Source organism: Rhizocola hellebori (assembly GCF_016862955.1).
Lineage (GTDB): Bacteria > Actinomycetota > Actinomycetes > Mycobacteriales > Micromonosporaceae > Rhizocola > Rhizocola hellebori.
The window spans coordinates 141,412-153,062 of sequence record NZ_BONY01000003.1 but is presented as its reverse complement, the minus strand read 5'-3'; the positions used below and the strand labels follow the sequence as shown (position 1 = coordinate 153,062).

At 69.2% G+C, this 11,651-nt stretch carries 9 protein-coding genes; 3 read left to right on the top strand and 6 right to left on the bottom strand.

Features of this window, described 5'->3' with window-relative positions:
• Positions 1-64: 64 nt before the first annotated feature.
• Entirely contained in the window at positions 65-1,333 is a 1,269-nt protein-coding gene (locus Rhe02_RS03705) for a sensor histidine kinase (protein ID WP_203906614.1), read from the bottom strand.
• Entirely contained in the window at positions 1,330-2,052 is a 723-nt protein-coding gene (locus tag Rhe02_RS03700) for a response regulator transcription factor (RefSeq protein WP_203906613.1), read from the bottom strand. The genes Rhe02_RS03705 and Rhe02_RS03700 overlap by 4 nt, the downstream gene beginning before the upstream one ends.
• Positions 2,053-2,164: 112 nt before the next feature.
• Here Rhe02_RS03700 and Rhe02_RS03695 point away from each other — a divergent pair, with 112 nt between their 5' ends.
• The gene (locus Rhe02_RS03695) at positions 2,165-2,791 is read left to right on the top strand and encodes a hypothetical protein (protein WP_203906612.1); all 627 of its coding nucleotides are present in this window, start codon (positions 2,165-2,167) and stop codon (positions 2,789-2,791) included.
• 6 nt (positions 2,792-2,797) lie between these two features.
• Here Rhe02_RS03695 and Rhe02_RS03690 read toward each other — a convergent pair whose 3' ends face one another.
• Both Rhe02_RS03690 and Rhe02_RS03685 read right to left on the bottom strand, forming a co-directional pair.
• A complete protein-coding gene (locus tag Rhe02_RS03690; protein WP_203906611.1) occupies positions 2,798-4,531 on the bottom strand; it encodes a hypothetical protein in 1,734 nt (577 codons plus the stop codon).
• 131 nt (positions 4,532-4,662) lie between these two features.
• Positions 4,663-6,195 carry an MFS transporter gene (locus Rhe02_RS03685; protein ID WP_203906610.1) on the bottom strand — a complete coding sequence of 511 codons (1,533 nt, stop codon included), beginning with the start codon at positions 6,193-6,195 and terminating at the stop codon, positions 4,663-4,665.
• Positions 6,196-6,300: 105 nt separating this feature from the next.
• On the opposite strand from Rhe02_RS03685, the gene Rhe02_RS03680 reads away from it, so the two are divergent.
• Positions 6,301-7,047 carry a TetR/AcrR family transcriptional regulator gene (locus tag Rhe02_RS03680; protein ID WP_203906609.1) on the top strand — a complete coding sequence of 249 codons (747 nt, stop codon included), beginning with the start codon at positions 6,301-6,303 and terminating at the stop codon, positions 7,045-7,047.
• 5 nt (positions 7,048-7,052) lie between these two features.
• Here the strand turns inward: Rhe02_RS03680 and Rhe02_RS50460 are convergent, their stop codons facing one another.
• Complete coding sequence (locus Rhe02_RS50460; RefSeq protein ID WP_203906608.1) at positions 7,053-10,019, bottom strand: helix-turn-helix transcriptional regulator; 2,967 nt, start codon at positions 10,017-10,019, stop codon at positions 7,053-7,055.
• 202 nt (positions 10,020-10,221) lie between these two features.
• Between Rhe02_RS50460 and Rhe02_RS03670 the strand changes: the two genes are divergently transcribed.
• Entirely contained in the window at positions 10,222-10,680 is a 459-nt protein-coding gene (locus tag Rhe02_RS03670) for a hypothetical protein (protein WP_203906607.1), read from the top strand.
• A gap of 39 nt (positions 10,681-10,719) precedes the next feature.
• On the opposite strand, the gene Rhe02_RS03665 is transcribed toward Rhe02_RS03670, so the two are convergent.
• Positions 10,720-11,556 carry an EamA family transporter gene (locus tag Rhe02_RS03665; protein WP_203906606.1) on the bottom strand — a complete coding sequence of 279 codons (837 nt, stop codon included), beginning with the start codon at positions 11,554-11,556 and terminating at the stop codon, positions 10,720-10,722.
• Positions 11,557-11,651 lie beyond the last annotated feature (95 nt).

Below are 11,651 nucleotides of genomic sequence, written 5' to 3'. Positions count from 1 at the left end.
GCTGTCCGTTCAGCGACGTGCCATCTCCTGTTTAGACATCGACGATGCCGTCTCGCTGGTGGGCTTAGGTGGGTGGGCCGAGGTCGATGGTGACGCGGGCGCCGAGTAGGGGACTGGTGTCGATCGTGATGGTGCCGCCGGCGGCTTCGGCTGTTCGCCGGGCGATGCGCAGGCCCAGCCCGGTGGATCCCATGGCCGGCTCGCTGGGCTGGGTGGCCAGTCCTGGTCCGGCGTCCTCGATGGTCAGGCGTCCGCCTCCGGTCGCGAGCGGGGCCACGCTGATGCGTACCTGCGCCTGGTCGGGCGTATGCGTGAAGACGTTTTCCAGCAGCGCGTCCAGCGTGGCGCTGAGGTCTTCAGGGGAGGCTCGCACGGGAACGGGTTGAGTGGGCAGGTGCTGGGTCACCGGCCGGCCGGTCTCCTCGGCGAGGGCGGACCAGAAGTCGATCCGCTCCTGCGCCACCGCTTTGAGGTCCGCGTGGGTGCGGACGCCGTCGCGGATGGGCCGTCGCGCGCCACGGATGACTTCGTCAACGGCGCGGCTGAGCGCGTCGACATCGGCGGCGAGCCGGGCGCGTTCTTCGCCGTCGGGCAGCGACTCCACGTTGAGGCGTAACACCGTGACCGGAGTGCGAAGCCCGTGGGCCAGGTCCGCGGCGTCGGCGCGTGCTTCTTCGAGCAGCTGCGCGATCCGTGCCGCCAGCCGGTTGAGCTCGTCGCCGACCAGCCGCAGCTCGGCTGCGCCGGATGGGGGGACGCGGGCGGAGAGGTCGCCGCTGGCGAGCCGCTCGGCGGTGGCCGCGAGCGCGGTCACCGAGCCGGTCAGCCGACGGCCTAGCCGGTCGGCCAACGCGACGCCCAGGCCGCACAGGGCCAGCCCGAGCAGGGCAAGCAGGATCCAGGTGCGGGCGACGCCCTCGCGTAACGCCGAGTCGGGAACGAAGGCGCGAATGACCACGGTGCCCTCGGCGTGGCCGAGCACCGGTACCAGGACCTCCACCCCGCCTTGGGTGCGGGCGGTGAACGCGCCGCCCATGGCCGCCAGGTCCACGGCGGCGTTGCGGGCGGCGGGAGCACCCCACACCTGGCCGTCCGGAAGGAAGATCGAGATTTTGGTGTGGGAGTTGGGGTTCGTGGCCGCGAGGTCGGGCGTGACCGCGGGATTGACGGCGACCAGACTGGCCACGGACTGCGCCTGCTGGGTCGCCTCGGCGATGGCGCGGTCCTGCGCGGCGTTGCGCAGCAGGAGGCCGAGCGGGCCGAGAAAGGCGAGCAGCACCGCGACCGTGGTGGCGCCGGCGAGCGTGGCAAGCTGCGCCCTTACCCCGGTCACGGCCGCAGGTCCGGTGCCGCCGCGGCAGGCCCGGTGGTGGGCGGTTCGCCCAGGCGGACGCCGACCCCGCGGACGGTGTGCAGCAGCCGCGGCTGTTGTGCGGTCTCGCCCAGCTTGCGGCGCAGCCAGGACAGGTGCACATCAACCGTCTTCTCCGCGCCGCCGTAAGGCTGGTGCCACACCTCGGCCAGCAACTCGCGTTTGGTCACCACCTGCCCGGCTCGTTCGGCGAGGTAGCGCAACAGGTCGAACTCGCGGGGGTTGAGGTCCAGCGGCACCCCGGCGAGGGTGGCCCTGCGGGCGGCCGCGTCGACCACGAGTGTGTCCACAATGGTGGGTGCCTGCCTGCTGCCACCCGCGGCGACCCGGCGTAGCACGGCTCTGATCCGAGCCTCGAGCTGGCCGGTGGAGAAGGGCTTGACCAGGTAGTCGTCTGCGCCGTCGTCGAGCACGCCGATGATGGCCTGCTCGTCGTCGCGAGCCGTTGCGACGATCACCGGAACCTGGCTCACCGCGCGGATCATCCGGAGCACCGCGTGGCCGTCGAGGTCGGGCAACCCCAGATCGAGCACGACCAGGTCCGGCCGCTCGTTGACGGCGGCATGCAGCCCGGCCAGGCCGGTGCCCACGCTGTTGCCCGCGTATCCCCTTTCCGCGAGCCGGCGCATGAGCGCGGATCGCAGCGCGGTGTCGTCCTCCACGACCAGGATGTGCGGCATGCGCCGACCGTACCGGCGTTGTGGCGTCGCGGACAGACCGTGCCTCACCGCAGCCGCAAACTTTGAGCCTCCGTTAGCGCCGCGTTATCACAGGCCCAGAAAGGATGCCGGAATGACAGAGCCCATCGAGGATTCCCGGCCGCCCGAGCCTAGCGAGGGTGCCCGGATGTCGGGCACACCCGCGCGCATCGCGCTGAGTGCCATCGCCGTGGTCGCGGTTGCCGCGATCTCCGTCGTCCTCACCCTGCTGGTCAGTGACACTGACGGGCCGCGTACCTACACGCAGGCTGAGGTCGACGCACAGCTCGCGGCCGTGCGCTCGGCTCAGCCGTCACCTTCGCCGTCGCCCTCGCCGCACGCTCCTGGCGCCGAGCAGATTGTGGTGACCGATGAGGGTACCTTCGTCGGTCGCTGTGTGAACGGGCAACCGCTCCTGGACCGATGGACACTCAACGCCGGATACAAATTGCCCGAGCCATCGGTATTCGACGACGCTAGGCGGACGGTGGTGATCCGGGCGCTGGATCCCAGCAGAACACCGGAGCCGTCGCCCGCGGGTCGGGTCAAGGCCCCGTATCGTTGGGGCTGGATGGCGCCGGGTGGCTGGTTCAGCACCGGTCTGCTTGTGGAGAAGAGCCAAAACGAATTCGTCTGGGAGTCGTTCATCTGCCGCGAGGGCGTGTTCGCCGGCGGGCCGGTAGGTTTCCGGTACACCTTGGAAATCGTTGATAAGAAATGAAGCCTTCTAGGTGTACGAGTAGTAGTCCACATCGGACCATTCAGTGTCTCCGAACAGACTGGCTGTGTCGAAGGCTGGCTGGTCTAGCCAGCTGGCGGTAGTGCTGCCGGAAGGCTCGGGCACGCTGGTCAGCTGAGTGGGGCCTGGCTGCCTGGTGTCGCTGAGCTCGTAACGGATGTCCCCGTTGGCGTCGGTGGCCAGGCTCCAGGTCTGCCCACCTAACGGTTCGGCTTCCGTCCGTGTGCCCGGATCGGGAAATGGGCGCTGGTTCGGGCGCGGGGGATTGCCCAGGAACTCGTCGACCTTCCGGTTGGCCTGGTCCAGGAACACCGGTTCCAACTGCCGGAACAGCTCACGCGCGAGTGGCGGGACAGCAAGTTCGTTGGGATGGAAGAATCCTACGAGGTCGCGAGTGCCGAAGTTCACGGCGCTGGGATCCATGCCATAGGTGAGGCCCTGCAGGGTGGGGCCTAGCCCGAAGTAGTGGACCGAGGTTGGGAGCGCCTCCCACCGAACGCGTGCGGCGTCGTTGGCGTCGCGTATCAAGGCGTTGGCGCTCAAGGTGAAGGCGTTGAGCCATTCCGATCCCCCGTGCGGGACAGGGACCGCATCGTTGCCGGGGGTGAACATCAGCGGATAGTCGAAAGCCACCACCGCTCCGCCGAGAACCACACCCGGGACGGCGACGTCATACAAGCGAGCCAGATCCGCACGGTTGCTGCTGGCCATCAACCGGTCGTGGTATATCTGGAAAACCTCCTGCGGGGTGTAGCCCGTCGACCACGGGTTGTTGAGGTACCCCAACGGGTAGGGGTAGAACATCGCCCCGGCTATGCCCGCGGCGAACGGGTTGGCGCCGACGCCGAACATGGCGATGTCCGCCCCGACGAACGCGTCGGCCTGCGCGGGCCGGAAGGGCTCCCACCAATAGTTGCCAGGGCTCAGCATCGAGGCAGGGGTGGCCCCGGATTCGCTGACGTTCACGAGCTGGATGTCGTAGTTGGGGTACTTCTCCCTGAGCATCTCTATGGCCACCTCGATCGGGGACCGGTTCGACCGGATCGCCGTGTCCGGCACCTCGATGGTGAATCCGCCAGGCAACGTTACGGTGTAAGAACTTCGGCCGTCCCGGATGCCGGTGAACGCGGTAAGCGAGTCACCGCCCACCGCGATGCGTACAGGTATGCGAATCACCGGCGTGCCACGGTCGATGGGGGGCAGCGCCAAATCGTTCGGCGGTGTGGCTGCCTCGGCGCGCGACACGACAAGGCTTGGCAGACTCATCACTCCGGCGAGAATGGAGTCGAAAATGCTCGACACAGCCGAGGTCGGCCGCGAGTCCGAAGTGGACAGCACCGGGCCGGCGGTCGGCGTTAACGCCCCGGCGTCGGCCACGGTGACTTCCTGGACTGCCGCGGCCTCCTCCCGGCGTGGGCCGCCCAGGCTCATGCGTCCCTCAAACGGCGAATCGCCTGACAAAAGGCTGCTCGAAAATAGACCTCCGTCGCTGACCTCCGGCACGATGTTCCCGGCGCTTAGGCTCACCGCGATGGCCTGCGGAGCTATCTCGTACCGCTCGGCCAGCGTGGCCTTGCCGGTGACGCCCGCGGCAAGCCGCGCGAAACCGTCTTGGACCAGCGCGAGCTGGATCGGTACCTGGCTGGCGAGATCGGCAAGGTCAAGCGCGGCAGAGACTTTGCGCCGCGTTTGCTCGACCCGGCTCACGTTGTCGTGCCACACCTGCCCGAGCCTCCGGGCCCCTCGCGTATCGATACCCACGTAGGACACCGCCAACACTCCCTTCAGCCCTTCGGTCGCGTATTACCGTCGGCTGACAGGTTTCGCCGCGGGCGGGGGAAGCGGTTCTCGGCTCACGCGGGGACCTTGTCGGCATGTCGCGTCGACCCGGTCTCTTGCGCACCGGCCGGCAGCCCGCGCAGGAAGGCCAGCGCGATCACCGCCGCGAAAAGCATGACGGCGGCGGTGGTCCAGGCGACGGTGTGCATGCCGACGACGAACGCCTCCCGCGCGGAACCGAGCACCTGTCCGGCCAGCGGTTGCGGCATCTGCTCGGCGGTGGTGACGGCGCCGCTGAGGGTCTCGCGGGCCGCGCTGGGCAGGTGGTCGTCGAGTCGGGCCCGGTACACGGCCGTGCCGATGCTGCCGAGGATGGCGATGCCGAGCGCCCCGCCGAACTCCGAGGCGGTCTCCATCAGCGCCGACGACGCGCCCGCCCGCTCCGGCGGCACGGTGCCGATCGCCAATTCGGTGGCGATGGACATCACGACGACCAGGCCTGCCGCGTAGATCCCCGCGCCGGCCAGCAGAATCCACAGCCCTGACTCGACCGGTACCCCGCTGAGCATCACGAACCCGACGACCGAGACGAGGAACCCGGCAGCGATGATCTTTGCCCGGTCCACGCGCTGGGCCAGTACGGAGGCGAGCGGCGCGGCCGCTCCGACCCCGATGGAGGGGGCCAGACTCCACAACGCGCCCTCGATCGGGCTCATCCCGAGCACCAACTGCAGGTACTGGGTGGAGAAGACCGCGAAGCCGGCCATGGCGAAAGTGCCGAGCAGGCTGACCGCGACCGAGCCGGCGAACGCGGCGCGGCGCAGGATCGCCAGGTCGAGCATCGGGTCCGCGCGGCGCTGCTGACGCCGGACGAATGCCGCCACGATGCCGAGGCCGACCGCGATCGCGGCGACCCGGATGGGGCCCGCGCCGTGTGCGGCGATCTCCTTGATGCCCCAGATGATCGGCAGGACGGCGGCGATCGACAGCACCGCGCTGGCGAAGTCGAAGCGGCCGCGGACCGGGTTGCGGTGCTCCGGAAGAAGGACCGGTGCCAGTGCCAGCAGCAGCACCATCGCCGGGATGTTGATGAGGAACACCGAGCCCCACCAGAAGTGCTCCACGAGCAGCCCGCTGATGATCGGCCCGAGCACGATGCCGGAGGTCATCGCCGCGGTCCAGACCGCGATGGCGGTGCCGCGCTGCTTCTCGTCGTGGAACATGTTGCGTACCAACGCGAGCGTCGAGGGCATCAGGGTGGCGCCGGCGACGCCGAGGATCGCCCGGGCAGCGATCAGCATTTCGGCGCTGCTGGAGTAGGCGGCCAGCGCCGAGGCTGCGCTGAACCCGACCGCGCCGATCATCAGCAGCCGACGCCGGCCAATCCGATCACCGAGCGCGCCCATCGTGATGAGGAACCCGGCCAGCACGAACCCGTAGATGTCGAAGATCCAGAGTTGCTGGGTGCTGCTCGGCTCCAGGTCCCGGCTGATGAACGGGACGGTGAAGTACAGAACCGAGACGTCCATCGACACCAGGAGCAACGGCAGGATCAACACGACCAGCCCGGTCCACTCGCGACGGCCGGCTCGTTGCGCTTCTTGCATGACATTCTCCCCACGATCGCTCTACTGCGTATCACGTACGCGTTACTGTTTAAGGTATACGCGGTAATAGGATGAAGGTCAATGCCGAGGGGAGAAGCCGCGTCGATGACCGAGACCCACCCCGTGCCCCCCGCCCTGCAAGCGGCCTGGGGGATGCGCGAGAAGCCCACCAAGGGCCCCAAGCCGACGCTGAGCGTCGACCGGATTGTGGCGGCAGCCCTCGCGGTGGCTCGCGAAGAGGGCTACTCGGCCGTCTCGATGTCCCGAGTGGCCGGTGAGCTGAACACCTCGGCGATGTCGCTCTACCGCTATGTCGCCAGCAAGGACGAGCTCGCGGTGCTGATGATGGAGGCCGCAGCCGCCGAGCCACCGGCGCCCCGCGCTGACGGCGAAACCTGGCGGGCCGCGGCCGAGCGCTGGGCGTCCGCCATGTTCGCCATGTTCGGCGCGGAGCCGTGGTTCCTGCAGGTGCCGGTCGCCGCGCCCCCGGCCACCCCGCGCCAGCTGGCCTGGATGGAGACCGGCCTCGCCGCGCTGGACGGCACGGAACTGTCCGAGGCGGAGAAGCTGTCACTGCTGCTGCTGGTCAACGGCTACATCCGGTACGAGGCGTTGCTGCGTGGCCAGATGACCGAGGCGGCCCGCGCCTACGGGCGCACCGTCGACGTGGTGATCACCGAATTCAGCGGCCTGATGCGGCACCTGGTGCAGGCCGACCGGTTTCCCTTGCTGCGACGCGCCATCGACGCCGGGGCGATGGACACCCCCCACGACCCGGACGGCGACTTCGCTTTCGGATTGGCCCGGATCCTCGACGGAGTCGACGCGTTCATTCGCAGTCGCGCGGCCTGATCGCCTCAGGTCGCCGCGCGATCGCCGCTGGCGCTGTCGAGACCAAGCCGATGGGCCGCAGCAGCCGCTGCGGCGCGGTTGGGGACTCCCAACTTGGCCAGGACCCGGGAGACGTGAATGCTCACCGTCTTCTCGCTGATGAACAGGTGCTCGGCGATCTGGCGGTTGGTGTGACCGCCGCCGAGCTGGCGGAGCACCTCCTCCTCCCGTCGGGTAAGACCGAACTCGGACTGTTCCGCGGCAACGGTCGAGGGGGCGGTGCCGTTGCCCTCGGCCAGGGCAAGCCGCGCCCGGCTGGCCAACCGCCCGATCTCGTGGCGCAGCGGTGCGGCGCCCAGCCGCTTCGCGATGGCGTCCGCCTCCTGCAACGCCCGTGCCGCAGACCGGCGGCTGCCGCGAGCCGCCAGTAGCGCCTCGGCCTGCCGCCAACGTGCATAAGCGAGCTGGTAAGGGGCGTCGAGGCGGGCCCAGAGGGAGGCTGCCCGAATCCAGACAGGTGCCGCGCCGGCGCCCCGCGCTCGGGCAAGTTCGGCATCGGCGACCGCAAGCGAGGCGACACCGCCCGGCGCGAGAGCGGCCGCATCGCGCAGGCGATCGATGGTCTTCGTCAGGTTCACGGCCGAGGGTCGCTCTGTTCCGCCGGGACGCGTCGTCAGGTCCGCGAACGCCCGGGCGCCTACGGCCAGCAGCCGCGCCAGAAGCAGGCCGTGCCCCGCCACGCCGAGCGAGTCCAGTCCCCGGATCGCCCAGTCGTAGGCGGCCGCCGGTTCATCGCGCCAGGCACACAGCTCGGCCATGGCGCAGTCGATGGCGCCGCGCAGCTCGGTATGGCCGCCAGAGGCTGTGACCCGCAAGCAGGCGGCGAGGAAGAGCTCGGCTTCGGCGTACTTGCCCATGGCCGTGTGCACGGCAGCGGCAACGTGCCACATGAGGGCGCCGGAAACCTGATGGCCATCGGTGTGCGGACCGGCGGGCAGTTTTTCGATCGCCGTCTCCCACCGGCCCGACCAGAACAGCGCCTCCACCGCGTTGCCGAGCAGCGGTCCTGCGAAGAGCCGTTCCGTGCCGTGCTGTGCGGAGCTGTGCACCCCGCGCATCGCCACCTCGGCCGCCTCGGTGAAGCGGCCGGCGCTGAGAAGCCCATCGGAGAGCGCGGCGTGGCATCCGCCGATATGGAAAGCCGAGTCCAACTGCTCGGCGATGGCCAGAGCCTGCCTCAGATGAGCTATCCCGGCATCGAGCTCACCCAGCCTGGCGAGGCTGACCCCGTACGTCGCCAGCGCGTGGCACTCCTCGTGACGGGCTCCGACCGACCTGGCGATCACCAGGGCTCGCTGTGCCCAGGGCATCGCCTCGCGGTCGCGGGTGTTCATCTGCAGGTGCCGGGCAAGGCCTGCCAGCACTTGCGCCCGCTCGAGCGACGGCACGTCCGGCACCATCTCCACCGCCGTTTCGACCGCGGCGATGGCCGCCTGTTCCGCGCTTGCTCCCGTGCTCAGGTACCGTCCCAGCAACAGATGCAGCAGGCCGCCCCGGCGCCGGTCGCCTTGTTCCTCGGCGGCGCAGATGCCGTCTCGTACCAGAGCCAGGGCCTCGTCGACGTCGCCGCTGAGGTAACTCGTCTCGGCCGCGTGGCGGTAGAGGTCAACCAGATCCAGCGCGGCGTCCGCGGGTGCCTGCGGAGCCTTTCCCCAGAGCGTCAGCGCGCGCGTGAAGTGCTGGCGCGCCTCAGGCAGGGCGGAACTGCGCTGCGCGGCGAGCCCGGCCTCGATGGTGGCACTCAGCGCGCGGACATGGTCGCGGGCGCCCAGCCAGTGGTAGGCCACCTCGGCGTAGGCCCACGCCAGTATCGAATTGTTGGGGATCGATGCCCGCCCGGCGGGGAGGCGGGACTCCAGCGACGCGGCTAATGCGCGGTGCAGCCGGATCCGTTCAGCGGGCAGGGTATCCGCGATCACGGCTTCGGCCGTCAGGGCATGCCGGAACGTGTAGCGGTCGCCGTCGGTTCTCAACAGGTGCTGATCGACCGCTGTTTTTACCCCACCCTCGAGATCGTCTGATGGCCCGACAACGGGTTCCAGCACCGCATGCTCGGCGCTAGGCCCGGCAATGGCCACCGCTCGCATCACCCGCTGGGCCGTGGGCGGAAGTCTCCGTACCCGCAGCAAAAGAATGTCACGTAAGCGTTCCGGCAGGGCACCGCCGGCCGCTACCAGCTCCTCGACCAAGAATGGGTTTCCGCCGGTGCGGGCGAAGACGTGCCGCGCCATCGCGGGATCAGGATCCGTGCCGAGGATGCTGGCCATCAGCGTGGCCGTGCCGGCAGCGTCGAGTCCGGTCAATGCCACCGTGTCTGCGCCGACACGGACGAGCTCAACCAGCAGCGAATGCAACGGATGTTCCGGCGGGAGTTCGTCGTCGCGATACGTGCACACGAGCAGTAGCCGGCAATTGCGGAGACCTCTGACAAGCATGTCCACGATGGCGCGGGTCGAGGCATCCGCCCAGTGCAGGTCTTCCACCACCAACACGGTCGGGTCGGTCGCGAGTCGCTCCAGGACGTTCAGCAGAGAGTGCTGAAGGCGGAGCTGATCGGCTTGCCACAGCCCGGTCCCGGGGATCGGCGCGGCCCGCTCCAGATCGGGCGCGATGACGGCCAGGCGGTCAGCGTGGGGTCCCGCCACCCTGCGCAGCTCGTCGGCACCGACTTCCGCGATGATCGCCCGCAAAATCTGGGTGATCGGGGCGTAGGGCAGCAGAGCCTCGGCGAGCGGTGGGCAGCAGCCGGTAAATACGCGCGTGTTCGAGCGCTCGCTGAAGTCGTGTACCAGGCGACTCTTGCCCACCCCGGCCTCGCCGGTGACGAAGACGACCGTCGGCGAGCCGGCGGCGGCTCGGTCCAACGCCGACGTGAGCTGGGCCAGGTGGCCTTCCCGGCCAATCAATCGCGAGCTGGAAATCCGTCGATGCACTTCGACATTGTGCCAAGGCCGGTTGTCGGCGTCACGCGTTGCGGCGGGCGCATCCACCAAGCAGCGAACCTGAAAGTAGGGATTTCCGACGCGGCGCCGTAGGGAGGATGCCCGATGTCCCGAGGAAGGCCCATGAATAGAGTCATTTAAATATCGACCAATGTTGTTCGCTTGTGCGCGAACGGGACAAGGGAGTCACCGTATGAGATTTCGCCGATTCTTCGCCACCGCTCTCGCCACTATGGTGGCAGGGGCCCTGGCCGTCATCGCCGTGCCCCAGCCGGCCGCCGCCGATGGGCCGGTGTACGTCGCACTGCTCTGGGTACGGTGCCAGGACGACACGGGAGAGTGGGGCGCCGACGAGATCCTGCTCGAAATTGGCGGCAACCCGGGAACCCCGGCGGGCATCCTCAACAGCATGCACGTCGGCGACACGAAGTACGTCTACCCGGCCCCTCCCGGGTACCAGCCGAGCCAGGAGATCGTAGGGGACGCGACGTGGATCTGGGTCTGGGAACGCGACGACCCGAACAACCGGGGCTCCTGGGACCTCCAAGGCGTGATCGAGGTTCGGCGCGACCTCGTGAACACCGGTGAACACGAGGGCTACGCGTTCTGGGACGGCCAGTTCATCGTCCGCTACACGGTCGTCGGCGGCTGAGCCCGAACCGGCCTGGTCCACCCTGGGCCAGGCCGGTCCCTAGCTCAGGGCCAGGGTGGCGACAGCCACGGTGCACACGGCAAGGCCGAGCCTCTGCCACTTGTCGATCCGCTCCTTGAGGATTGCGGCGGCGAGCAGCACCGTGACGGCCGGGTAAAGCGAGGCGAGCACGGCAGCGACACCCAGCTGGATCGCTCCCGTGGCGAGCATGAAGGTCAGCGTGCCCAGCGCACCGAGCAACCCGGAGGCGCTTCCCCAAGTCAGGACGCCACGACCCGGACGCCACGGCTGCCGCAGCGCCGACGCCGCAGCGATGGTCACCAGCCCGCCGAACAACTGGTTCGCGGCCAGCGGCAGGAGGCCCGCTTCCGCGGGTACCTGGGCGAGCGCGATGAAGAGGATTCCGAAGCCCGCGCCGGCGATCGCGCCGTCGAGCAGAGCAGCGCGGCTGCCGCCCGGCCGCGCCGTGGTTTCCCGCGACACGAGCCAGATGCCGGGCAGGGCGATGAGGACGCCGATCCAGATGTGCCAGGTGGGCCGCTCGCCGAGGGCGATGCCCACCACCACCGGCAGGATCGCCGCGGCGACGGCCGAGACGGGAGCGACAAGGCCCATCCGCCCGCGGGACAGGCCGCGGAAGAGAAAGATGCTGCCCGTCGCGGAGCCGGTGCCGGCCAGGAGCGCCCACGCGAAGTCGGCGATCCCTGGGCTGCCCGGCGCCACCGTGCCGGCTACCAGCATGACGAGTGCTCCGGCGGTCTGGCCCACCAGAACAACCTGCCAGGACGAATGGCGGCGCGACCCGACACCGCCGACGAAGTCTGCGGCGCCGTAGGCGACGGCCGAGGTGAGGGCCAGGACCAATCCGATGCTCACGATGACCTCCAGGCGTGCTGCCGATGTCTTGATCCTGCGCCGCTTTCGGTCCACTGGGCAGGGCCACTCATGGACCAGTGCAGTGGACCACTTGT